Source organism: Xenorhabdus kozodoii (assembly GCF_002632875.1).
GTDB lineage: Bacteria > Pseudomonadota > Gammaproteobacteria > Enterobacterales > Enterobacteriaceae > Xenorhabdus > Xenorhabdus kozodoii.
In genome coordinates, this window is the sequence record NZ_NJCX01000008.1 from 54,967 (window position 1) to 79,022 (window position 24,056).

General features: G+C 44.4%; 17 protein-coding genes, 3 tRNA genes and 2 pseudogenes. 19 read left to right on the forward strand and 3 right to left on the reverse strand.

The annotated features are described in order from the left end of the window. The 3 genes and pseudogenes from Xkoz_RS06840 to Xkoz_RS06850 form a co-directional block, all read left to right on the forward strand. Window positions 1-86 (forward strand): annotated as a pseudogene (locus Xkoz_RS06840) (IS5/IS1182 family transposase); the annotation flags it as partial. Then, window positions 86-370, forward strand: a pseudogene (locus tag Xkoz_RS06845) (isochorismatase family protein); the annotation flags it as partial. The pseudogenes Xkoz_RS06840 and Xkoz_RS06845, both read left to right, overlap by 1 nt. 50 nt (window positions 371-420) lie before the next feature. Further along, window positions 421-2,430: a chorismate-binding protein gene (locus Xkoz_RS06850; RefSeq protein WP_099141461.1), complete on the forward strand. Its 2,010-nt coding sequence runs from the start codon at window positions 421-423 to the stop codon at window positions 2,428-2,430. Window positions 2,431-2,549: 119 nt separating this feature from the next. Here the strand turns inward: Xkoz_RS06850 and Xkoz_RS06855 are convergent, their stop codons facing one another. Next, a complete protein-coding gene (locus Xkoz_RS06855; RefSeq protein ID WP_099141462.1) occupies window positions 2,550-4,814 on the reverse strand; it encodes an ATP-binding cassette domain-containing protein in 2,265 nt (754 codons plus the stop codon). Between the two features lie 5 nt (window positions 4,815-4,819). Beyond that, window positions 4,820-6,058 carry a multidrug effflux MFS transporter gene (locus Xkoz_RS06860; RefSeq protein WP_099141463.1) on the reverse strand — a complete coding sequence of 413 codons (1,239 nt, stop codon included), beginning with the start codon at window positions 6,056-6,058 and terminating at the stop codon, window positions 4,820-4,822. A gap of 409 nt (window positions 6,059-6,467) precedes the next feature. Here Xkoz_RS06860 and dinB point away from each other — a divergent pair, with 409 nt between their 5' ends. Next, window positions 6,468-7,523, forward strand: coding sequence for a DNA polymerase IV (gene dinB / locus Xkoz_RS06865; protein ID WP_099141464.1), 1,056 nt, complete (start codon window positions 6,468-6,470; stop codon window positions 7,521-7,523). Between the two features lie 50 nt (window positions 7,524-7,573). Here the strand turns inward: dinB and pepD are convergent, their stop codons facing one another. Next, window positions 7,574-9,034, reverse strand: coding sequence for a beta-Ala-His dipeptidase (gene pepD / locus Xkoz_RS06870; RefSeq protein WP_099141465.1), 1,461 nt, complete (start codon window positions 9,032-9,034; stop codon window positions 7,574-7,576). A gap of 238 nt (window positions 9,035-9,272) precedes the next feature. Between pepD and gpt the strand changes: the two genes are divergently transcribed. The 15 genes from gpt (at window position 9,273) to Xkoz_RS06945 (ending at window position 24,042) form a co-directional block, all read left to right on the forward strand. Next, window positions 9,273-9,734: a xanthine phosphoribosyltransferase gene (gene gpt / locus Xkoz_RS06875; RefSeq protein ID WP_099141466.1), complete on the forward strand. Its 462-nt coding sequence runs from the start codon at window positions 9,273-9,275 to the stop codon at window positions 9,732-9,734. A 15-nt stretch (window positions 9,735-9,749) separates the two neighbouring features. After that, window positions 9,750-11,000 carry an esterase FrsA gene (frsA, locus tag Xkoz_RS06880; protein WP_099141467.1) on the forward strand — a complete coding sequence of 417 codons (1,251 nt, stop codon included), beginning with the start codon at window positions 9,750-9,752 and terminating at the stop codon, window positions 10,998-11,000. A 71-nt stretch (window positions 11,001-11,071) separates the two neighbouring features. Next, window positions 11,072-11,473 (forward strand): sigma factor-binding protein Crl, encoded by a 402-nt coding sequence (gene crl, locus Xkoz_RS06885; RefSeq protein ID WP_099141468.1) that lies wholly within the window; start codon window positions 11,072-11,074, stop codon window positions 11,471-11,473. Window positions 11,474-11,589: 116 nt separating this feature from the next. Continuing rightward, entirely contained in the window at window positions 11,590-12,693 is a 1,104-nt protein-coding gene (gene proB / locus Xkoz_RS06890; RefSeq protein ID WP_479688404.1) for a glutamate 5-kinase, read from the forward strand. 28 nt (window positions 12,694-12,721) lie between these two features. Beyond that, complete coding sequence (gene proA / locus Xkoz_RS06895; protein ID WP_099141470.1) at window positions 12,722-13,975, forward strand: glutamate-5-semialdehyde dehydrogenase; 1,254 nt, start codon at window positions 12,722-12,724, stop codon at window positions 13,973-13,975. Window positions 13,976-14,140: 165 nt separating this feature from the next. Then, entirely contained in the window at window positions 14,141-14,671 is a 531-nt protein-coding gene (aroL, locus tag Xkoz_RS06900; RefSeq protein WP_099141471.1) for a shikimate kinase AroL, read from the forward strand. Between the two features lie 128 nt (window positions 14,672-14,799). After that, window positions 14,800-16,947: a bifunctional acyl-ACP--phospholipid O-acyltransferase/long-chain-fatty-acid--ACP ligase gene (aas, locus tag Xkoz_RS06905; RefSeq protein WP_099141472.1), complete on the forward strand. Its 2,148-nt coding sequence runs from the start codon at window positions 14,800-14,802 to the stop codon at window positions 16,945-16,947. A gap of 4 nt (window positions 16,948-16,951) precedes the next feature. After that, window positions 16,952-18,148, forward strand: a complete 1,197-nt coding sequence (gene lplT / locus Xkoz_RS06910; RefSeq protein ID WP_099141473.1) for a lysophospholipid transporter LplT — start codon at window positions 16,952-16,954, stop codon at window positions 18,146-18,148. 25 nt (window positions 18,149-18,173) lie between these two features. Then, complete coding sequence (gene pncC / locus Xkoz_RS06915; protein ID WP_099141474.1) at window positions 18,174-18,677, forward strand: nicotinamide-nucleotide amidase; 504 nt, start codon at window positions 18,174-18,176, stop codon at window positions 18,675-18,677. A 104-nt stretch (window positions 18,678-18,781) separates the two neighbouring features. Then, entirely contained in the window at window positions 18,782-19,858 is a 1,077-nt protein-coding gene (gene recA / locus Xkoz_RS06920; protein ID WP_099141475.1) for a recombinase RecA, read from the forward strand. Between the two features lie 331 nt (window positions 19,859-20,189). Further along, the gene (alaS, locus tag Xkoz_RS06925; protein WP_099141544.1) at window positions 20,190-22,817 is read left to right on the forward strand and encodes an alanine--tRNA ligase; all 2,628 of its coding nucleotides are present in this window, start codon (window positions 20,190-20,192) and stop codon (window positions 22,815-22,817) included. 246 nt (window positions 22,818-23,063) lie between these two features. Beyond that, the gene (gene csrA, locus Xkoz_RS06930; protein WP_010845367.1) at window positions 23,064-23,249 is read left to right on the forward strand and encodes a carbon storage regulator CsrA; all 186 of its coding nucleotides are present in this window, start codon (window positions 23,064-23,066) and stop codon (window positions 23,247-23,249) included. A gap of 451 nt (window positions 23,250-23,700) precedes the next feature. After that, window positions 23,701-23,793 (forward strand) — tRNA-Ser (locus Xkoz_RS06935). 9 nt (window positions 23,794-23,802) lie between these two features. Then, a tRNA-Arg gene (locus Xkoz_RS06940) sits at window positions 23,803-23,879 on the forward strand. Between the two features lie 86 nt (window positions 23,880-23,965). Beyond that, window positions 23,966-24,042: transfer RNA gene (locus Xkoz_RS06945), tRNA-Arg, on the forward strand. The last annotated feature ends 14 nt before the right edge of the window (window positions 24,043-24,056 follow it).

Below are 24,056 nucleotides of genomic sequence, written 5' to 3' on the forward strand. Positions count from 1 at the left end.
TAGCCACACGCTATGCCAAAAATAGCGCGTCTTTTCTTGCCGCAGTGCAAATCCGTTGCCTTGTTCTTTGGTTGAAAATTTCATGACGACAGCGCCTAAGTGGCGTTACAGTGCATTCTTTAAATCTAATCTGCTACACCGTTTAAGGGATTTGAACCGTGATCAACTGATCATTTGTGGGGTATATGCTCATATAGGCTGTCTGACGACCGCGATTGATGCTTATTCACATGATATCGAAACCTTCTTTGTATCCGATGCGGTGGCGGATTTTTCAGAGGAAAAACACCATCTGGCGTTGAGGATGGCAGCAGAAATCTGTGCTGTAGTGGCGTCGACGGAGCAAGTCATTACAAATCTGAGAACATAATACGTCAGGGAGATCAAAAAACCTGATAAGACAGATTTTAAGGGGGAATGATGTTGTTGAACGAATTACCACAGGGAGAGTTGCAATCAGAGGATGCGAATAATCTCTTTAGCCATTTAGTGAAGGCGAATAAACCTTTTGCATGTATTTATCGCCCATTATCCGATGCTAAAGACTCTTTTTTATTACTTGAGGGGGAAATAAAATACAGCCGTTCACTTTCAGCGCTAGCACCCGTTTCACTGGAACCCACTCTTTCACTGAAATCAGGCCGTGTCGGTACAGTGGATATAACATCGCCTGAAGAACTGAGCGCTTCTCAATTAATTATCATTCCATTCAATCAGATTGCTGAAAAGGGATTCGCATGCCATAACGACAACGAACCTGTTATTGTGATGAATATCGAAAAACAAGTTCGTTATCAAATAAATAACTGGGGATTTATTAAGAGTGGTAAGCCAATAAAAGCAGCTAATATACATTTCGATATCACAGACAAGGCTTACAGCCTGATAGTGGAACAGGTGATCAACGATGAAATTAGTGCCGGCGAAGGCAGTAATTTTGTTATATCCAGAAGTCTGGAAGGCGATATTGAAGACTTTTCACTGGAAGATGTGCTCTCTCTATTTAATCAATTACTGATAAACGAATGTGGCTCTTATTGGACATGGGTTGTTTATACCGGCGACCGCTATTTTGTCGGTAGCAGCCCGGAGCAACATATCCTGGTGGACGGTAAAGATGTTTCCATGAACCCAATAAGTGGCACGTTAAAATATCCAGAAAAAGAGATAGAACAGGCTTTGTACCACTTTGTTAACGACCAAAAGGAACAGAATGAACTCTTTATGGTCGTTGATGAAGAACTGAAAATGATGAGTCGTATATGTGACAGTGATATTACGGTGATTGGACCTCAATTAAAGATGATGTCTCAGGTTGCACATACGGAATATTTTATCCGAGGTTCAACATCACAGACTATTCAAACTATCCTGAAAGAGTCCTTGTTTGCACCAACCGTTACCGGAAGCCCGGTACAAAATGCGTCTCAGGTCATTAAGCGTAGGGAAAACCGTGGTCGTGGTTATTACAGTGGTGTTATCGGAATGATTGGTGTTAAGAATAACCAACGCTATCTGGATTCCACTATATTAATCCGAGCGGCTGATATTACAAAAAGCGGGCATTTCCGATTGACTTCAGGGGCAACAATTGTTCATGATTCAACGCCGGAAAATGAAGCTGAAGAGACCAAGGCAAAATTGAGTGGTTTAATGAGTTCTTTTTTTGATGAGAAAAAGGACATTAATTTAACCAATAATGCCCAATTACCTGAACATATGTTGAGTAATATCACTGCGATATTACAGCAGCGTAATCATAAAGTTTCGTCTTTCTGGTTAGGAAATTCTCAAAAAAGAGTCTCGGCGCCCCATTTTCTTCCCTCCATTACGCTTATTGATATGGAAGACTCATTTACGGAGATGATTGCCTGCCAGTTACGTTATATTGGCTATCATGTGACGATCGTTTCATGGTCTGAGTCTGGTGCGTGTTTGCCGCAATTAATGGATTCAGGTAAAACAGATATTCTGTTTATTGGTCCGGGACCCGGCGATCCAAATGCTGTAAGTCATGACAAGATGGCAATGGGACGATCGCTGATTACAAATCGTTTAAAACAGAATCTACCACTAATTGGAACCTGTTTGGGGCATCAACTCATTTGTGCTGAATTTGGTTTGCCCATCAAACGGCTTCCGAAAACACGGCAAGGAACGCAATATAAAATAGCCATTGAACAGATAACCAGTCATGTCGGGTTTTATAATAGTTTTGCCGCGATGCACAAATTACCACATTGGTTTACACCAAAATACAATCGATTGGTTTACCTTGAACGATTAGGTAATCACGAAATTATTGCATTGAAATCTAATAATGTGGCATCAATACAGTTTCATAACGAATCTTTTTTAACGACGGATGCATTTCCCATTTATCATTGGATGATTGATAACGCTATGGGATATGCAGATAAAGTATTGTAAAAATTAATATGTTATGGAATAACATATCGTAGAATCTTGTTGGGACAACCGATGTAACCTGTTGAAGAATACACTTGATTGTCCCGCTTAACTAATTTGGCTCTTTATTTTTGCTGGTTTTATTTAGTGACATGCTGACGCAAATAATCAGCGGTTAATGAGTTACCCTCTTCAAACATGGCTTGTGGTGTGCCGTTGAACATCACCCGGCCACCCTCCGTCCCTGCGCCTTCACCTAAATCAATAATCCAGTCCGCTTCTGCAATCACTTCTATATTGTGTTCAATGATCACGACAGAGTTTCCCTGTTCGACAAGGCGGCGAAACAACCTAATAAGTACCGCCACATCAGAAGGATGAAGCCCGGTTGTCGGTTCGTCAAAGACATATACGTCACCTTTATTGTTAAGATAAGATGCCAGTTTCAGTCTTTGGCACTCCCCGCCGGACAAGTGATCAAGCGATTCACCGAGGCGCATATAACCTAACCCGACATGCCGAATATTCTCTAATGTGGGCTGGATCTGGGGGTCTCCCGCAAAAAAGTTTGCCGCTTGGGTAATACTCATATTCATGAGATCAACAATCGTTTTTCCTTTATATTTATAATTTAAGGCTTTTTGATTGAATTTTTGCCCCTGACACGCTTCACAAGGCAAAGATATCGAATCCATAAAAGCCAAATCGGTTTCAATCACGCCTAACCCTTTACACTCAGGACATCCTCCCTTCGCATTTGGCGAAAACCACGATTTATCCACATCATTAGCCAGCGCAAAGCGCTCCCGGATGTGATCAAAAACACCGCTCCACGATGCAATATGCGAGCGTTTCGAGGTATGGATGGGTTTTTGGTCGATAACAACAGCATTGGTACATTGAGGGACAACCTCTCCCATAATTAAGGAACTTTTTCCGGAGCCGGCTACGCCACTGACAGTAAGCATGATTCCCAGTGGGATATCGATAGAGATATCTTTCAGATTATGCAGTGTTGCGTTCCTGACAGGGATATATCCAAGCGGTTTTTTGGGATTTCGATTAAGGCGGGTTGTTTGGGACAGGTATTTTCCTGTTAAGGTTTCCGAAGCGCGTAACCCATTCAGATCGCCCTGATAAGTAATCGTCCCACCGTTATCGCCTGCGCAGGGACCTAAATCAATGACATGATCTGCGATTTTAATGACATCCAGGTCATGTTCGACCATCAAGATAGTGTTGCCCTTGTCACGTAATTGCTGGATCAGTGTATTAAGTTTGGCAATATCGGCCGGATGTAACCCGGTGCTGGGTTCATCAATGATATACGTCATCCCGGTGAGACTGCTGCCTAAGTGCCGCACCATTTTTAATCGTTGTGACTCTCCACCGGATAATGTCGTCGTTGAGCGGTTAAGATTTAGATACCCTAAACCGACAGAGCACATTGATGTTAAACGTTCTTTTAAGGCATCAATGAGCGTGCTCACTGACGGATCAGACAGTGTAGTTATAAACTGGCTCAGTTCTATAATCGGCATATCGACACAATCGCCGATACTTTTGCCCTGAATTAAGCATGACAGGATCTGTTTGTTAAGCCTTTGTCCATGGCAGACGGAACACTGTTTCATTGAAACAATATCCTGAAATTCTTCACTTTTGTACTCTTTATGGTCTTTCACAAGATAACTGCGCGTGAATCTGGGAATGATCCCTTCAAATCGAGCTGATTTAGGCCAGTCGGGTGATGGCGCCGCCGGCGCGATATTATCCGCGTAAAGTAAAAGCTGGCGTTCTTCTGCCGAGTAATCAGCGATTTTCTTATTATTATCAAATAAACCAGAATGTACATACCGGCGCCACCGCCAGGTTCCTGGCGCAAATGAGGGATAGGCAATTGCCCCTTCATTCAGAGACTTGTCTTCATGCAGAAGTTTTTTGACATCTATCGTACTGGCAATGCCCAGCCCTTGACAATTGGGACACATACCTGATGGGTGGTTGAAGGAGAAGACGTTGGAATACCCAACAAAGGGTTTACCGATCCGGGAAAACAGCAGGCGCAACAAAGTGTAAATATCTGATGCCGTCCCCACCGTTGAGCGTACATTTTCCCCAATCCGTTTTTGGTTAATAATAATGGCGGTGGTAAGGTTATTTATCTCATCGACATCAGGCCGGCCATAGTACGGCAGCCGATGCCGGATATAAGGCGGGAAAGTATCATTGAGTTGTCTTTGGGATTCCGCGGCAATTGTACCGAATACAAGAGAGCTTTTACCTGAACCAGAAACACCGGTGAACACAGTGATGACATTCTTAGGAATATGTAAATCAATTCCTTTAAGATTATTTTGCTTCGCACCCCGAATTTCAATCGTGTTTTGTTCATGACTTCTCATTTCATTTATCTCCTTACACGGACTAACATCAGGGATAATAGGGTAACAATCCCACATCCGATTAATACAACAGATATAGGAAACAAAGACACAGATTTGCCAAGACCGGTTAAAAATGCGGTCAAAGAAGCCACACCAAACTGAAGAGCACCGAGGACAGCAGAGCCAGCCCCTCTGACATCAGGAACGGCTGTTAGTGCTAAACTCGCAGCATTGCCAAAAATTAACGCCATCGTAAACATAAGCAGCATGAAAATTACTGTTGTTAACTCAAGCTGATAGATGGTGAGGTAGTTTACAACCAGTAGCAGACAAGATAAGACAAAGGTGGTTACAACACCAATGATGACCAGCGCTTTGGCTCCGATCTTCTCAACCCACCGGGCACTCAGTATGCTGCTGAACATCATAATTCCGGCATTAATCGCAAACACAATGGAAAAAAATCCGGGGGTGAATTTAAACATGGACTGGTAGATAAAAGGGGATGCTGAAATATAGGCAAACAGTGCCCCAAAAGTGGAGGAGAATACGAATGTATATCCCACATAGGCTCTGTTTTTAAACAGTTTTAAAAATGGCTTAACCAAACTGCCCTTACTCCTACCCGATGCGGATTGGCTCGGCAAACTTTCCGGCACATAAATGAACGTTAAGATGGTAATGATCAGTGAAGTCACTGCCATAAAGACAAATACAATCGGCCACGGGAAATAAGCGGCAACGCCGCCCATCAATGGCGCAATGATCGGTGCCGCACCTTGTATTGCCAGCATCAGGTTGAAATAGTAGGCGGTTTTATTACCAAAACTGAGGTCGGAAACAATGGCTCGTGTTAGGACGATGCCTGAGGCTCCACCAGCACCTTGAAAAAAGCGGCTAATGATTAACATCTCAATATTTGAAGAGAATGAACAGGCAACTGATGCCACAGTCAGCAAGATCATGCCGCCTAACAGAAGTTTTCTCCTGCCAATGACATCCGACCAAGGACCAATGATTAATTGCCCAATCGCGAGACCCGCCATAAATGAGGTTAAACTCAATTGAATACCCGCCTGAGTTGTGGCGAGTGCGTGTGACATGGCGGGGAACAAAGGGAGGTACATGTCGGTTGAAAGAGCGCCAATAGCACTCAACATGCCCAGGATCAGAACCAGCTTGAATCCGAGTTCACTTTTTTGGTCAGGTGAAACGCCCTGATCTAAGTAACGATTAGTTAGTATATTTTCTGATTTTTTCACTGTTATTCATCCCATAATATAAACATATGATGAAGACTATAACACCACAGAAAAATGATTTCTATTTTGAAATTAATTTCTTTATGTCGCTAAAAAATACCATTCAAAACTGAATTCTAGTTCATTTTTCATGAATAAATATATAGTATAACCAATTATTAATTAATGGTTTTTATTTTTAATGTCATTTTTCTCATATCATAAGAGCTATAACGCTGCAATAAAATGATTTCAATATGGAAATTATTTTTCTCACCGATGACGAATTCCATGTAAAATAATGGGCTTGTCTATAACCCTATCGCAGCGCGTTGAAGGTGAATTCGAAGAAGTTTTACTGAAAAATTCACTAGAGTTTCCAGATCTCTTTCTGTATATTTATACAGTAATTTAGCCTGGGAGAGATCGGATGCGCAAAATTATTCATATTGATATGGACTGCTTTTTTGCCGCCATTGAAATGCGGGATAATCCATCACTGCGCAATATTCCCATTGCTGTTGGGGGAAGTGCTGATCGAAGGGGGGTTATTTGTACCGCAAATTATCCCGCCCGCCGTTTCGGGGTGCATAGTGCGATGTCCACTGCCATGGCATTAAAACTTTGCCCTCAATTGAAAGTTATCCCTGGCAGAATGGCGCATTATAAAGCAGTGTCCCAACATCTCCGCCAAATTTTTTCCCGTTACACTGAATTGATTGAACCGCTTTCTTTCGATGAAGCCTATCTGGATGTGACGGATTGCCATTATTGTCACGGCTCTGCCACATTGATTGCTCAAGAAATTCGTCAGGTCATTTTTGATGAGTTGCAGTTAACGGCCTCTGCGGGGGTGGCACCAGTCAGGTTTTTAGCCAAGATAGCCTCTGATATCAATAAACCCAATGGACAATATGTCATCTCCCCTGAACAGGTTGAAACTTTTGTGAATTCTCTGGTATTACGCAAAATTCCTGGGGTCGGAAAAGTCACGGCTAAGCGTCTGTCGGACATGGGGTTAGAAACCTGCTTTGATGTGCAACATTACGATAAGCTGGCCTTAATAAAACGGTTAGGTAAGTTCGGTTTGACGCTTTGGGAACGTAGCCACGGCATTGACGAACGGCAAATCACGCCAGAGCGCTTGCGTAAATCTGTTGGGGTGGAAAAAACGTTGGCACAGGATATCCATGAATGGCATGAGTGTGTTGAACTGATTGAAAAACTTTATCCTGAGCTGAGAAAACGGCTAGAAAAAGTCAAACCTGATCTCCGTATTGCCCGTCAAGGTATCAAATTAAAATTCGATGATTTCCAATTGACGACACAGGAACATCTCCACCCTATATTGGATAAACGCGATCTGATTCAGGTCGCAAAACAGGCCTGGGAAACACGCAGGGGAGGGCGAGGAGTCAGGCTAGTTGGGCTACATGTGACATTACAAAACCCACAACTGGAACGCCAGCTTTTATTGGAGTGGTAAACTGCAAAGCGCGAAATCTCCCCCACGAACAGATGGCAGGGGAGATTCGGTTATTTTTTCACTGGAATAGCTTTTAGAATTGCAGTGAGGAGTTGCCAATATTGACCGACACTCTTAATGTGAACTTTCTCATCAGGGGAGTGAGCGCCTCGAATGGTTGGGCCGATAGAAACCATGTCCATATCAGGATACGGTTTTTTAAATAGGCCACACTCTAAACCGGCATGGATCACCATGATATTTGGCGTCTTGTCGAAGAGTTGATGATAAGTTTCACGGACTAAATGCATGATGGGAGAATTGGCATCCGGTTGCCAGCCCGGATAGCTACCACTTGCCACCGTTTCTGCCCCAGCAAGTTTTGCCAGGGAATGCAGCATCCCAGCAACATAATCTTTGCCACTTTCGATCAGTGAACGGATCAAGCAAACAATTTCCGCTTTTTCTTCATTCATTGTCACAACGCCTACGTTCAGCGAGGTTTCTACAACCCCTTTGGCAACATCGCTCATACGAATAACGCCATTAGGCATGCTATTGAGCATGGCGATGAAGCGCGTCTGGCAATCCGTTGTTAACGCTTGTGATGAGGTATCGGTTTCATCCAACAAAAGAGTGAGGTTATTTTCAACGACGGCGTATTCGTTTTTTAATGTTTCCAGATAGCCCTCGGTCAATTGATACAGTTTTTCAACTTTATCGGCAGGCACCGCAATCACGGTAGAGCCTTCACGGGGAATGGCATTGCGCAGAGTTCCACCTTGCAAATGAATTAATTTCAGTTCCAATTCATTTGCATATGCAGCCAGGAAACGCGCCAGTAATTTGTTGGCGTTCCCCAATCCCAGATGAATATCGCCCCCTGAGTGACCCCCTTTTAATCCCTTAAGAGTCAGTTGCAGCGTTTTATAGTTAGCGGGCAGAGCTTCACGGGACAGTTGCAAGAGGGTGGAAAAATCAATGCCACCCGCACATCCCATATAAATTTCGCCTTCTTCTTCTGAATCGGTATTGATCAGAATATCGGCTTGTAGCCAGTTGGGTTTCAGGCCGAATGCGCCATCCATTCCGGCTTCTTCAGTCATGGTCAGTAAAACTTCCAGTGGGCCGTGCTTAACGGTTTCGTCCGCTAATACCGCCAGAGCGGAAGCCATGCCAATCCCGTTATCAGCGCCCAACGTTGTACCCTCAGCCGTAATCCAATCGCCGTCGATATAGGGGCGGATAGGATCTTTGGTGAAGTCGTGTTGGGTATCGTTATTTTTTTGTGGAACCATATCAAGGTGTGCTTGAAGGACAACGGCTTGGCGATTTTCCATGCCTTTTGAGGCTGGCTTTCTGATCAAAATGTTGCCCACTTCATCCCGTTCTGCATGGAACTCTTTGCTTTTTGCCCACTCAATGATATGGGATACGAGCGCTTCTTCATGATAGGAAGGATGGGGGATGGAACAGATTTGGGCAAAAATATCCCACAAGGGTTGCGGGGAGAGTGTTGATAATTCGGACACGGCGGATCTCCTGTAACGGTATCTTGATGAGAAGAAAGGGTAGTTAGGGCGTTTTTGTTATCTGATATCCCTGCTATGCTGGAGAATATCATTTTATTGCCAGCCGTGGGCAGTGAGAATGGGGGCTTACCTTGTTTTTACTGGTTTTTGTCGGTTCAAGTCACTATAATCTCGCGCAACCTTTTTTCCGCAAAAAACGCTTTTCTGAAATATTCTTTAGTTTCCAGGATCTAATTTTATGAGTGAAAAATATGTTGTAACGTGGGATATGTTGCAAATACATGCCCGTCAATTGGCGCAACGTTTACTCCCTGTAGAACAGTGGAAAGGCATTATTGCCGTTAGCCGTGGTGGTCTTGTTCCGGGAGCGTTACTGGCTCGTGAATTGGGCATTCGCCATGTCGATACTGTCTGCATTTCCAGCTATGATCATGATAATCAGCGCGAGTTGAACATATTGAAAAAAGCGGAAGGTGACGGTGAAGGGTTCATTGTTGTTGATGATCTGGTTGATACCGGAGGCACGGCTCAGGCAATCCGTGAAATGTATCCGAAAGCCCACTTTGTGACGATTTTTGCCAAACCCGCCGGCCGCCCCCTTGTAGATGATTATGTTATTGATATTCCCCAAAATACATGGATTGAGCAGCCTTGGGATATGGGTGTCATGTTTGTTCCACCTGTTTGCGATAAACGGTAAAATTTTTCTTTTGTTATGACGAAAAAAAACCTTTCAGAATCGTTGTTTAAGCCTCGGGTTAAACATCGTGAAACCTCGACACTGGTGAAATATATTCGCCCACAATCTATCACTGCCAGTGATAGTATGCTTGGTGGGGAGCGCCGCGAGCGTTGGTATCGCATGATCCATTGGCTCGCTTGGATCTGGAGGGGAGTCAATCCGCTTGAAATTCAGGATGTCCTCAGTCGGATTGCCGTCACAGATGCCGAACGCAGTAGCGAACATTTGTTGGATACTGTGGTCGGCTATCGCAAAGGAAACTGGGCATTTGAGTGGTCCCAACAGGCAATGCACTGGCAGCAGCAAGCATTGCATACTGAGGATACAGAAAAAGCCGGTGCATATTGGTTAAAGGCGGCAACACTATACAGCATCGCGGCTTATCCTCATTTACGCGGTGATGAACTGGCAGATCAGGCCATTGCGCTGGCGAATAAAGCCTATGAAAATGCAGCGCGTTTTTCTGATGAGTATGAATTAAGAAAACTGGAGTTTCAGTTGGACGGGGGCAAAAGCGTAACCGGGTTATTGCACCTACCTACCCATGTACAGGGACCTTGTCCGACGATATTAGTTTGCGCCAGCCTTGATAATGTCCAAAGTGATTGCTGGCGGTTATTCCGTGAATACTTCTTACCTCTTGGTTTTGCCATGTTGACGGTGGATATGCCTTCTGTTGGTTATTCCGCCAAATTTACTTTAACGCAGGATACATGCGCACTTCATCAACAAGTTTTACAACAGCTAAATCGCGTGCCGTGGATTGATCATACCCGTGTTGGAGTATTTGGTTTTCGTTTTGGTGCAAATATCGCGGTTCGGCTTGCTTATCTGGAACCCAAACTGATTAAGGGAGTATCGGTACTCGGCCCAATAGTTCATGAATTACTGCATGATGAAAAATTACAGCAGAAAATTCCGTCAATGTATATTGACGTATTGGCCAGTCGCTTGGGTATCTATCACGTTGATGAAAAGAGATTGCGTTCAGAGCTGAATTGTTACTCATTAAAAAAACAAGGGCTATTGGGGCGTCGTTGCGCTGTGCCTATGTTTTCGGTGTATTGGGAAGATGATATTTTCAGCCCAAGGAAAGACTCGAAACTGATTGCCATGTCGTCCATGGACGGTTCATTGCGGGCTATTCCTGCTACCGCGGTTTATAGTGGTTTCAATAAGGCATTACACGAAATAAGTGTATGGTTGAAAGATAAAGTTTTATAAAACAAAATTTATTACTTGATATTTTTTAATCGTTTGATACAAAGGTGTCCTGTATATAAGGAGACCTTTGTATGACTTTACCTGCAAGTTATTCTAAAAATAGGTTGTTGAAGAGTTTTTCTGCATTAGGGCCGTATGTACGTGAATTAAAGTGCCAAAATGGTTATTTTTTCTTTGACTGTTTAGCCGTTTGTGTCAGTGCAAAAGTGGCACCAGAAAAACGTGAATTTTGGGGATGGTGGTTAGAGTTGGAAGAGCAGGAGCAAGGCTTTGTTTATCATTATCAGATAGGCTTATTTGACAAACATGGCGAGTGGCGTGCCATGGGGATCAAAAAAAAGGCCGATCTTGAGCACCTTGAATCAACCTTACAGGCATTCCACAAACGTTTGGTTGGCGCTTTTGAGGCACTGAAACTGACCTTGATCCCATCAGAGAATACTGTCCCCCTTCAAACGCAAGTGATGGCATGATCCTGTTTTTAACCTGCTTTTGTTAAATTTTGCGTTATGTCAGTTGGCATAACGCCTCTCTCCTGTTAAAACTGAACACCATTTTTTTTCAAATTAATTGTAATGGCAGAAATATGATGAATGGCAGCCAAACATTGGTTGTGAAACTGGGGACGAGTGTATTGACTGGTGGCTCTCGTCGTTTGAATCGTGCCCACATCGTGGAACTGGTTCGTCAATGTGCTCAACAGCATGAAAAAGGCCACCGCATTATTATTGTCACTTCTGGTGCAATTGCCGCTGGTCGTGAGCATTTAGGCTATCCTGATCTTCCGGCGACGATTGCATCAAAACAATTGCTGGCCGCCGTTGGGCAAAGCCGTCTGATCCAATTGTGGGAGCAGCTTTTCTCTATTTATGGCATTCATGTTGGGCAAATGCTCCTGACTCGTGCAGATTTGGAAGATCGTGAACGCTTCCTGAATGCCAGAGATACGCTTCAGGCTTTGCTTGATAATCACATTGTTCCCATCATTAATGAAAATGATGCCGTTGCAACCGCCGAGATTAAAGTGGGCGACAATGATAATCTCTCTGCGCTGGCGGCTATTTTGGGCAGCGCAGATAAATTGTTGCTTCTGACCGACATCGAAGGGCTTTATACCGCCGATCCGCGCAGTAACCCAGACGCAAAATTGATCCCTGAAGTGCATGATATCAGTGATGAGCTGAAAATGATGGCCGGGGACAGTATTTCGGGATTGGGGACAGGCGGAATGGCAACCAAACTTCAGGCGGCAGGTGTGGCTGGGCGTGCTGGCATTGATGTCATTGTTGCCGCGGGTAATAGGCCGGATGTTATTGCCGATGTCATGGCAGGAAAATCGGTTGGGACACGTTTTCATGGTCTGGCCAGTCCAATGGAAAACCGCAAGCGTTGGATCTTTGGGGCACCTCCGGCGGGGGAAATCATTGTCGATCAGGGGGCAGAAGCGGCCATTGTAGGGAAAGGCAGTTCGTTGTTACCAAAGGGGATCAAAAACGTTAAAGGTGATTTTTCCCGTGGTGAAGTCATTTGTATTCGTAGCTTATCGGGCAAAGATTTGGCTCATGGCGTGTGCCGTTATAACAGTGATGCTTTACGTCTGATCGCAGGCCATCATTCACAGCAAATTAGCCAGATATTGGGCTATGAATATGGCGCTGTTGCGGTCCACCGTGACGATTTGATCGTAATTTAATGAATTGATCGTGAGTTAAGGATTTACCATGCTAGAGCAGATGGGAAAAGCCGCCAAAGCGGCATCGTGGCAGTTGGCGCAGTTAAGCACTAACCAGAAAAACCAGGCATTGAATCACATTGCTGATTTGCTAGAGGCAGAAATGGCCGTGATCCTGGATGCCAACCAGCAAGACATGCAGCAAGCCCGCGAACAGGGGATGAATGAAGCGCTACTCGATCGGTTATTGCTGACACCAGCACGGTTGAACGCGATTGCCAATGATGTCCGCCAGGTCTGCCGCTTGGCTGATCCTGTGGGGCAAGTCATCGATGGGCAATTATTGGATAACGGATTACGATTAAGCCGTCGCCGGGTTCCTTTAGGCGTGATTGGCGTGATTTATGAAGCTCGCCCCAATGTGACGATTGATGTGGCCTCGTTATGCCTGAAAACCGGCAATGCGGTGATACTGCGTGGTGGCAAAGAGACTCACCATACAAACCAAGCGATGGTTAACGTTATCCAGCAGGCATTGGAACAAACTGGTTTGCCGGCTGCGGCGGTTCAGGCTATCAATAAACCTGATCGTGAGCTGGTGGCTGAGTTGCTGAAAATGGATCGTTATGTCGATATGTTGATCCCTAGGGGCGGGGCGGGGTTACATAAATTGTGCCGGGAACAATCGACGATTCCCGTGATTACTGGCGGTATCGGTGTTTGCCATACCTTTGTGGATGAAACCGTTAATGTTGAAAAAGCGCTGGAAATCATTATTAATGCGAAAGTCCAGCGTCCAAGCGCCTGTAATTCACTGGAAACATTATTAGTACATGAAAAAATAGCCGCCGATTTTCTGCCCGTTTTGAGTCGCAAAATGAAAGAGCAAGGGGTGACATTGCACGCCAGCCGGGCAGCCATGGCATGGCTGAAAGATGGCCCTGCAACGGTACTCGAAGTGACAGAAGAAGATTACTGCGATGAATGGTTATCTTTGGATATGAATGTGGAGATTGTCAGTGATATCGATCGGGCGATTGAGCACATTCGTACTTATGGCACAGCCCATTCCGATGCGATCCTGACAGCGTCTTTGCAGCAAGCTGATGACTTTGTGCGCCTTGTGGATTCGGCCGCGGTATATGTGAATGCCAGCACGCGTTTTACGGATGGCGGACAATTTGGCTTGGGAGCTGAAGTGGCTGTCAGTACCCAGAAATTGCACTCCAGAGGCCCAATGGGGCTTGATGCACTGACAACGTATAAGTGGATTGGTTATGGTGATTATTTGCCGCGCAGTTGACTATATACGACTTAATTAGCGTTTTGTTGAACTATGTCAGGTCACACTTAAGATTAAGTGTGACTTTTTGATCCATCAAAAATACCTTTTTACACGAGTGTAAATATTTAGTTACTATACTTTATATTTCAGACTTAAACTTATATCCTTCAGGAAAACAACGAAATGAAACAAACGCTATTCATCGTAGGTGCACGAGGAGCAGGGAAGACGACAATAGGTAAGTTGCTGTCTGACGCGCTATCGTATAAATTTATTGACACCGATGAAAGTATCCAGGCTATTAGCAAAATGACGATAGCTGATCTTGTTGAACAATATGGCTGGGAACATTTCAGACAATTAGAAAGCCAAACGTTGAAAGCGGTTAGCCAGAGTGAACGTGTCATTTCAACCGGTGGGGGAATGGTGTTGTCACTGGAGAATCGCCAGTATATGCAACAAAATGGCATTGTGATTTATTTACAGGCATCCGCCGAAGTTTTGGGCAAGCGATTATCCCTCAATCCAGAGAATTCACAGCGCCCTAGCCTGACAGGGAAATCCATCATAGAAGAAATGGAAGAAGTATTGGTTGAAAGGGAGCCGTTATACCGCGAGTGCGCCAGTTTTATTGTTGATGCCAACCTCGCAACAGAAGATATCGTATTTCGCGTTAAATCTTACGTTTTAAACCAGAAAAACAGACCAATTTGATATATCAAGGAGGTTTAGGTTTATTTTCTCACTGGCAGGGAAATTTTATATAACAAATTGCCGGTACAACTTATAGTATCATTCTGTTTACTCACTTTAATTTTATTAATTATATTTGAGATATGGATATGCTCTTAAATTTTATTCGATTACTTGTTCGTGTGCTCTTTAGGGTGACAATCGAAGGTGATACCAAACAATTACAACATCCTAAATGCATTATTACGCCCAATCATATTTCGTTTCTGGATGGTCTTTTAATAGGATTGTTCCTGCCGATAAAGCCTGTATTTGCTGTCTATTCCAATATTTCGGCTCGCCGTTTTCTCAGATTTATTAAGCCTTATGCAGATCTTGTGCCTCTCGATCCTACCAACCCAATGGCCGTTAGGACATTGGTTAAAGAAGTGGATAAAGGGCGCCCGATTGTGATTTTCCCCGAAGGAAGGATCACGGTGACTGGCTCCCTGATGAAAATTTATGATGGTGCCGCGTTTATTGCCGCAAAATCGGGGGCAAAAGTCGTGCCAATCCGAATTGATGGGGCAGAACAAACGATTTTTGGCCGGTTAAAAGGGATCATGAAATTGCATTGGTTCCCCAAAATCACGCTCAAGATTTTACCTGCCGTCGATCTGCCCATGCCAGATGCCCCTGATTCAACAACTCGCCGCCGTTTAGCAGGAGAACACCTCCACGCCATCATGATGGAAGTGAGAATGCAAACACGTCCAAAGGAGACATTGTTCAGCGCTTACCTTACTGCGCAAAAACGCTTTGGCCGTTTCAAGCCTTGCATTGAAGATGTGAACTTTAAAGAAGATAGCTATCACTCATTACTGAAAAAAATATTAGGTATGAGTCGGATCTTAGGGCGTTTTACACAAGAAGGTGAACGAATTGGTTTGCTATTGCCAAATGCGACGGTGATGGCGGCGGCCATCTATGGCGCTTCGTTAAAAGGGCGCGTGCCGGCGCTTTTGAACTATACAGCAGGAAGCAGCGGCATTAAGAATGCTATGCAAGCAGCAACCATCAAAACGATCGTAACATCCCGCCAATTCCTGGAAAAAGGGCAATTGACTCATTTGCCAGAACAGGTAACTGAAGCCAATTGGGTCTATCTCGAAGATTTAAAAGAGGCGATTACGCGGGAAGATAAGTTTTGGATATTGTGGCATGTGATTTTCCCTGCCAAAGCCATTTTGGCTTCGCAACAACCGGATGATGATGCATTAATTCTGTTTACATCAGGCTCAGAAGGTGCACCAAAAGGTGTTGTTCACAGCCATACCAGCCTATTGGCAAACGTTGAGCAAATAAAAACGGTGGCTGATTTTACCCCGTTGGATCGCTTTATGTCTTGCTTACCGCTGTTTCATGCCTTTGGCCTGACAGTGGGGTTATTGACGCCGTTAATGACAGGCAGTCGCGTATTCCTTTATCCAAATCCACTACATTATCGTGTCGTGCCTGAACTGGTTTATGACAATAATTGTACCGTTTTGTTCGGAACTTCAACTTTCTTGGGCAATTATGCACGTTTTGCCCATCCTTATGATTTTTCCCGCCTGCGCTATGTGGTATCTGGGGCAGAAAAACTATCGGAAAACACCCAACGTGTCTGGCAGGATAAATTTGGTATCCGTATTCTGGAAGGTTATGGGGTCACGGAGTGTGCGCCGGTAGTGGCAATCAATGTACCGATGTCAGCAAAAACAGGAACCGTTGGCCGGATCTTACCGGGCATAGAAGCCCGTTTGTTGCCGGTGCCAGGCATTGAAGAAGGGGGACGCTTACAGCTACGTGGGCCAAATATCATGAAAGGCTATCTGCGGGTTGAAGCGCCAGATTGTTTGGAACCCCCATCTGCCGAAAACTCAGAAGGGAATAATCAAGCCGGCTGGTACGATACCGGAGATATTGTCTCTATTTGTGAAGAAGGATTCTGTACGATCAAAGGACGGGTAAAACGGTTTGCCAAACTTGCGGGGGAGATGGTTTCCCTTGAAGCGGTAGAACAAATAGCCTCCTCTATTTCTACGGATGCACTGCATGCGGCTACCGCCAGAAGTGACCAAAGCAAAGGCGAAGCGCTGGTATTGTTCACAACAGATGTGAATCTAAATCGAAATGCCATGTTGGGCGTGGCTCGTGAATGGGGCATGCCTGAGTTGTCGGTTCCACGAGACATTCGTTATATGAAGCAACTGCCTTTGCTTGGTAGCGGCAAACCGGATTTTGTCACACTCAGAAGAATGGCTGAACAGGAGTAAAGAAATGGATGTCACTGTCGAGACACAACCGTTACTAAACCGCGGAATGAAAGCCGTATTGTTGTCACAATTTCTCTCCGCATTTGCTGACAATGCGCTATTTTTTGCCATCCTGGCCCAATTGAAGGCAGAGTCTTATCCCGAATGGAGTTGGCCGATCCTGCAAGTTGTTTTTGTCCTGACTTATATCATACTTGCCCCGTTTGTGGGGCAAGTTGCTGATCGGTTTGCAAAAGGGCGTGTCATGCTCTTTTCTAATGGTATTAAATTGCTTGGGGCTATCAGCATTTGTATCGATATGAACCCTTTTCTCGGATATACCTTAGTCGGTATTGGGGCTGCCGCTTATTCTCCCGCTAAGTATGGGATTTTGGGTGAGTTGACCGATGGTGGGCGTTTGGTAAAAGCCAATGGCATGATGGAAGCCTCTACTATTGCCGCTATCCTGATTGGCTCCGTTGCTGGCGGTTTCCTTTCTGATGTGAATCTGGTACTGGCATTAGGGCTTTGTGCCTTACTGTATGGTGTCGCCGTCATCGCTAATTTCTATATACCTCGTCTGGCTGCGGCACGTGAAGGCAAGGGCTGGAAGCCCAAAAGCATGTTGGTGGATTTTATAGCGGTTTGTGCTTCACTTTGGCGTGATCAGGAAACGCGTTTTTCACTGGTGGGCACCAGCCTATTTTGGGGTGCGGGTATCACGCTGCGCTTCCTGTTAGTTGCATGGGTTCCTGTGGTGCTGGGAATTGATGGCAATACGACCCCGACATTGATGAATGCAATCGTTGCGATCGGTATCATTGTTGGAGCAGGTTTGGCTGCGCGATTTATCACATTGAAAACGGTTCGTCTCTGTATGCCTGCGGGGATCTTAATTGGATTCATGGTTATTCTGTTTGCCACTCAGCAATCCATACTATTTTCCTACCTAATTCTGATCATCCTTGGGGTATTTGGCGGGCTTTTTGTCGTTCCATTAAATGCACTATTGCAAGAACATGGCAAGCATGCGATGGGAGCAGGTAAAGCGGTTGCTGTACAAAACTTGGGTGAAAACAGTGCTATGCTGGTCATGCTCGGTCTGTATTCGCTCTCTGTCATGTCGGGGGTTTCGGTCGTTGCTGTTGGCATGGGGTTTGGTATCTCGCTCTCTTTGGCAATTGGGGGGCTGTGGATTTGGGATCTGCTTCGGAAAAATTAATTTCTTATAGAATTGAAGGCCTGTTATGGATGAAAAAATCCTGAATCAGCTTAGTATTGAACTTGGAAAAAGATTAAAACAGAAAAAATTATCCGTGACCTGTGCAGAGTCTTGCACAGGAGGCTGGATAGCTAAAGTGATCACCGATATTGCGGGAAGTTCGGCCTATTTTAATCGGGGTTTCGTTACTTACAGTAATGAGGCTAAACAGGACATGCTGGGCGTTTCGCCTGAATCATTGGCGCAATTTGGTGCGGTAAGTGAGCAGGCCATCAAAGAGATGGCCGCAGGAGCGCTAATCGCTGCTAAGGCAGATGTTTCTGTTGCTGTCAGTGGCATTGCCGGGCCGGAGGGGGGAAGTGAGGAAAAACCGACGGGCACAGTTTGGGTTGGGTTTGCTTTTTACGTTGATAACAACATCCAGACAGTGACATATCGCCAATATTTTTCAGGCGATCGCAATGCTGTGCGCTTACAAGCCGTCATTTTTTCTTTAAAAACGTTGTTGGATGAAATCATAAAAAATTAGCTTGATGCTGTATGATTATACAGTATAATCATATGGCACTTTGGTATCAAAAACAGTTTATCAGCAGTGGGGCAGCCCCTTCATTGCTTGCGAAGGAGTAAACAATGGCTAACGATGAAAACAAACAAAAAGCACTAGCAGCAGCACTGGGCCAGATTGAGAAACAATTTGGTAAAGGTTCTATCATGCGTTTGGGTGAGAACCGTTCAATGGATGTTGAAACCATCTCGACCGGTTCCCTGTCACTGGATATTGCATTGGGAGCGGGTGGTTTGCCAATGGGCCGTATTGTTGAAATATATGGACCAGAATCTTCCGGTAAGACCACACTGACGTTGCAAGTCATTGCCGCCGCCCAGCGTGAAGGCAGAACGTGTGCTTTTATTGATGCCGAACATGCTCTTGATCCGGTTTATGCGAAAAAACTGGGTGTAGATATTGATAATCTGTTGTGTTCTCAGCCTGATACGGGTGAACAGGCATTGGAAATTTGTGACGCCTTGTCACGTTCTGGTGCTGTTGACGTGATTATTGTTGACTCTGTTGCCGCATTGACACCAAAAGCAGAAATTGAAGGTGAAATTGGCGACTCCCATATGGGGCTGGCTGCTCGTATGATGAGCCAGGCGATGCGTAAGTTGGCAGGAAATTTGAAAAACTCAAATACCCTGTTGATCTTCATCAACCAGATCCGCATGAAAATTGGCGTGATGTTTGGTAACCCTGAAACGACCACCGGTGGTAATGCACTGAAATTCTATGCATCTGTCCGTTTGGATATTCGCCGTACGGGTTCGGTGAAAAATGGCGAAGAAGTGGTTGGTAGCGAAACACGCGTGAAAGTGGTCAAAAACAAAGTGGCTGCGCCATTTAAACAGGCCGAGTTCCAAATCCTCTATGGTGAAGGTATTAACACTTTTGGTGAGTTGGTCGATCTGGGCGTTAAACACAAAATGGTGGAAAAAGCAGGCGCATGGTATAGCTACAATGGTGAAAAAATTGGGCAAGGTAAAGCCAATGCCACTATGTATCTGAAAGAACACCCAGAACTTGCATCCGAATTGGATAAGAAACTACGTGACTTACTGTTGAATAATACAGGGGAGTTTAGTAGCGCTGCAACGGATTACGTGACAGATCTTGAAGATAACGGCGAAGAAGTGAAGCACGAAGAGTTTTAATGACTTTTCATTCAGCTTCTATATTCAGTCGTAATACAGATCCAGTTTGATTTTAAAAACCACACCCACATCAGGTGTGGTTTTTGTTTTAATGGAATAAATAAACATCCTTGAAATAGGCATATTGAAACAGGTGTAACGAACAGACTTTCAGAAAATCTTTGGACGAATTACAATGCTGAAAAGCGAATGGATTTACATGGGATTTTACTTCTTATGGAAGACGCTCTATCTTAACCCTACTTTATTTATTCGTGAGTTGAAATGGTGGTGTGGTATACCACCTCAGCCATTCATAAATCTGTTTTTTCAGCTTGATTTCGGGACAATTATGAGCAAAAGCACCGCTGAGATCCGTCAAGCGTTTCTTGACTTTTTTCATACTAAAGGGCACCAGATAGTACCAAGTAGTTCGTTGGTGCCAACCAATGATCCAACATTGTTGTTCACCAATGCAGGGATGAACCAGTTCAAAGATGTCTTTCTAGGATTGGATAATAGAACTTATTCTAGAGCAACAACGGCTCAGCGCTGTGTTCGTGCTGGTGGTAAGCATAACGATTTAGAAAATGTGGGTTATACAGCCCGTCACCACACTTTCTTCGAAATGTTGGGTAACTTCAGTTTTGGTGACTATTTTAAACAAGACGCAATTAAATACGCATGGGAGTTGCTGACCAGCGAAGCGTGGTTTAGTCTGCCAAAAGAAAAACTGTGGGTTACTGTCTATGAGACAGACGATGAGGCTTATGATATTTGGCATAAAGAAGTCGGCGTTCCAGCAGAAAGGATCATTCGTATCGGTGATAACAAAGGGGCTCCCTATGCGTCAGATAATTTCTGGCAGATGGGAGATACTGGACCATGTGGCCCGTGTACGGAAATTTTCTACGACCACGGTGAACATATTTGGGGTGGCCCTCCAGGCAGCCCGGAAGAAGATGGTGACAGATATATTGAAATTTGGAACATCGTTTTCATGCAATTCAACCGTCATGCCGATGGTACGATGGAACCGTTGCCAAAACCTTCAGTTGATACCGGCATGGGACTGGAACGTATCACAGCCGTTTTGCAACACGTTAACTCCAACTACGAGATTGACCTATTCCAAAGCCTAATTGCTTCGGTTGCAGAAGTGACAGGCACAACCGATTTTACCAACAAATCTCTGCGTGTTGTTGCAGATCATATCCGTGCATGTGCGTTCTTGATTTGTGATGGTGTTATTCCATCCAATGAAAACCGTGGATATGTGCTTCGTCGTATTATTCGCCGTGCTGTTCGTCATGGCAACATGTTAGGGGCAAAAGAGGCCTTCTTCTACAAACTAGTTGCACCACTGATCAAATTTATGGGTGCGGCTGGTGAAGAACTAAAACAGCAGCAGGCTTTGGTTGAGCAGGTATTAAAAACCGAAGAAGAACAGTTCGCCCGTACTTTGGAACGTGGTTTGCAGCTCCTGGATGAAGAGCTGGCGACGTTATCGGGTGATACGCTTGATGGTGAGATCGCTTTCCGTTTGTATGATACCTATGGTTTCCCTATTGATTTAACTGCGGATGTTTGTCGCGAACGTAATATCAAAGTTGATGAAACGGGTTTTGATACTGCGATGGAAAACCAACGCCGTCGTGCACGTGAATCCAGCGGCTTTGGTACAGACTACAATGAATTGATCAAAGTTGATGGACGCAGTGATTTTTGTGGATATGAACATCATTCACAGCAAGCGACTATTATCGCTATCTTCCGCAATGGTCAGGCTGTTGAACAAATTCAAGCTGGTGAAGAAGCGATTGTTATACTTGATAAAACTGCTTTCTATGCTGAATCAGGTGGACAAGTTGGTGATACAGGTAACTTGTTGAACGATAATGGTATATTTGAAGTTATTGATACACAAAAATATGCTCAGGCAGTTGGTCACATTGGTAAATTGGCAAGTGGTCGTTTGAGCGTCAATCATACCGTTAATGCTGAAATTGATGTGGTACGCAGAGACGCCATCCGTTTAAACCATTCGGCAACCCATTTGTTACACGCGGCATTACGTCAAATTTTGGGAGAACACGTTGCCCAGAAGGGTTCTTTGGTCAATGATAAATATCTGCGCTTTGACTTCTCTCATTTTGAGGCCATGAAGCCAGAACAGATCCGTCAAGTCGAGAATTTGGTGAATGAAGAGATTCGCAAAAATTCACCGATTGTTACAGAATTAATGGAGCTGGAAGAAGCAAAAGCCAAAGGTGCTATGGCATTGTTTGGTGAGAAGTATGATGAAAAGGTACGTGTACTTAGCATGGGAAGCTTCTCTACCGAGCTATGCGGTGGTACTCATGCGAGTCGCACAGGTGATATCGGGTTGTTCCGTATATCCAGTGAATCAGGTACAGCAGCCGGAATTCGCCGTATTGAAGCCATTACGGGTCAAACTGCGTTAAATTCTATCTACCAGCAGGCTGATTTACTGCAAAACATTGCTCATCTGGTGAAAGGTGACATCAGTAACCTGGATGAAAAAGTGAAAGCGACATTGGACAGAACGAAACAACTGGAAAAAGAGTTGCAACAGTTGAAATCTCAGCAAGCAGCTCAAGAAAGTTCCTCTTTGGCGAATCAAGCCAAGGAAATTCAGGGCGTTCGTCTACTGGTGACACAATTAGGTGATATAGAACCGAAAATGCTCAGAACGATGGTTGATGATCTCAAAAATCAGTTAGGATCAGCAATTATTGTGCTTTCTACCGTGACTGGTGATAAAGTCAGCCTAATTGTTGGTATAACGAAGGATTTGACTGCTAGAATAAAAGCAGGCGATTTAATCTCTTTTGTTGCCCAACAGGTTGGAGGTAAAGGAGGAGGACGTCCTGATCTGGCTCAGGCTGGCGGAACTGATGTCGCAGCTCTTCCTTCCGCATTGGCTAGTGTAGAAGAGTGGGTAACATTGCGGTTATAGTTGGTATTGCCGTGACAACCGCGGCACCATGAAAGCGTTTTTTATGGTGCCGGATATTTTTTGTTGTGAAATTGTTGAAATGTTGGGCACATACTTATATTTTAGCTATCCTATAGATATAGGAAATGTGTTCAAAACTGCTTATACTTTAAGTAGATATCATTGCTTTACGTTTTCACGGTGTTTGATGGATAATAGCGGGGAAACCTAGAGACCCGACTCTTTTAAATTTTCAAGGAGCAAAGAATGCTTATTCTGACTCGTCGAGTTGGTGAAACACTCATGATAGGCGATGAGGTAACAGTCACAGTACTGGGAGTTAAAGGCAACCAAGTTCGCATTGGTGTAAATGCGCCCAAAGAAGTTTCTGTTCACCGTGAAGAAATTTATCAACGGATTCAGGCGGAGAAGTCTCAGCCTACAACTTTTTAATTCAAGAATGGCGTCCACGCTTTTTTAAGACTTGGGCGCTACTCTGCTTCCTTTCACTTCTTCCTTCCTCCCCATTTTTTGTAAAACTATCACTCTTATCGCTTTTTGATACCTTAATGCTATTTTCTCATGCCTTTTTATTTTCTATCTGTCGAAAAAGCATCGTTCATGAGTCTATAGAAGTGAATAATCATTTTCGTAAATTTTGACGGTTCTTAGACAATTTCATTGTTGATAAAACAGTCCTTTAGATGCTAAACCAAGCATTCTGCGTGTTAAGTATCCAAATAGAAAAAAGTTGCGAAAAATTGTTTGACTTATCAGGCAGGGAAAGTAATATGTGCGCCATCGCAGCGACGAAGAGCTTGAAGAAAAGCTTCTGAGTAAATGTCAGAAGTAAAGATTCTAAAAGTTAAGAAGTGAAAACTTCTAAGTCGCAGGTTTTAAAAATGGTGAGGTGGCCGAGAGGCTGAAGGCGCTCCCCTGCTAAGGGAGTATGTGGTTAAGAGCTGCATCGAGGGTTCGAATCCCTCCCTCACCGCCATTAAATAATGCATCCATAGCTCAGCTGGATAGAGTACTCGGCTACGAACCGAGCGGTCGGAGGTTCGAATCCTCCTGGATGCACCATTTTAAACGCCGCGATTTTTTAGGTATCTCAATTCTGAACAGTTAGGCAATCATTAGCGCCTGAACAGAAATAGAAAACCGACAATGCATCCATAGCTCAGCTGGATAGAGTACTCGGCTACGAACCGAGCGGTCGGAGGTTCGAATCCTCCTGGATGCACCATTTTAGATTTCCCG

Excerpts from the sequence above, each read along its gene's own strand:
- gpt (WP_099141466.1), top strand. The coding sequence starts at position 9,273 with ATGAGTGAAAAATATGTTGTAACGTGGGATATGTTGCAAATACATGCC.
- Xkoz_RS06855 (WP_099141462.1), bottom strand. The coding sequence starts at position 4,814 with ATGAGAAGTCATGAACAAAACACGATTGAAATTCGGGGTGCGAAGCAA.
- crl (WP_099141468.1), top strand. The coding sequence starts at position 11,072 with ATGACTTTACCTGCAAGTTATTCTAAAAATAGGTTGTTGAAGAGTTTT.
- lplT (WP_099141473.1), top strand. The coding sequence starts at position 16,952 with ATGGATGTCACTGTCGAGACACAACCGTTACTAAACCGCGGAATGAAA.
- proB (WP_479688404.1), top strand. The coding sequence starts at position 11,590 with ATGAATGGCAGCCAAACATTGGTTGTGAAACTGGGGACGAGTGTATTG.
- pncC (WP_099141474.1), top strand. The coding sequence starts at position 18,174 with ATGGATGAAAAAATCCTGAATCAGCTTAGTATTGAACTTGGAAAAAGA.
- alaS (WP_099141544.1), top strand. The coding sequence starts at position 20,190 with ATGAGCAAAAGCACCGCTGAGATCCGTCAAGCGTTTCTTGACTTTTTT.
- proA (WP_099141470.1), top strand. The coding sequence starts at position 12,722 with ATGCTAGAGCAGATGGGAAAAGCCGCCAAAGCGGCATCGTGGCAGTTG.
- csrA (WP_010845367.1), top strand. The coding sequence starts at position 23,064 with ATGCTTATTCTGACTCGTCGAGTTGGTGAAACACTCATGATAGGCGAT.
- frsA (WP_099141467.1), top strand. The coding sequence starts at position 9,750 with ATGACGAAAAAAAACCTTTCAGAATCGTTGTTTAAGCCTCGGGTTAAA.
- dinB (WP_099141464.1), top strand. The coding sequence starts at position 6,468 with ATGCGCAAAATTATTCATATTGATATGGACTGCTTTTTTGCCGCCATT.
- Xkoz_RS06850 (WP_099141461.1), top strand. The coding sequence starts at position 421 with ATGTTGTTGAACGAATTACCACAGGGAGAGTTGCAATCAGAGGATGCG.
- recA (WP_099141475.1), top strand. The coding sequence starts at position 18,782 with ATGGCTAACGATGAAAACAAACAAAAAGCACTAGCAGCAGCACTGGGC.
- aroL (WP_099141471.1), top strand. The coding sequence starts at position 14,141 with ATGAAACAAACGCTATTCATCGTAGGTGCACGAGGAGCAGGGAAGACG.
- aas (WP_099141472.1), top strand. The coding sequence starts at position 14,800 with ATGCTCTTAAATTTTATTCGATTACTTGTTCGTGTGCTCTTTAGGGTG.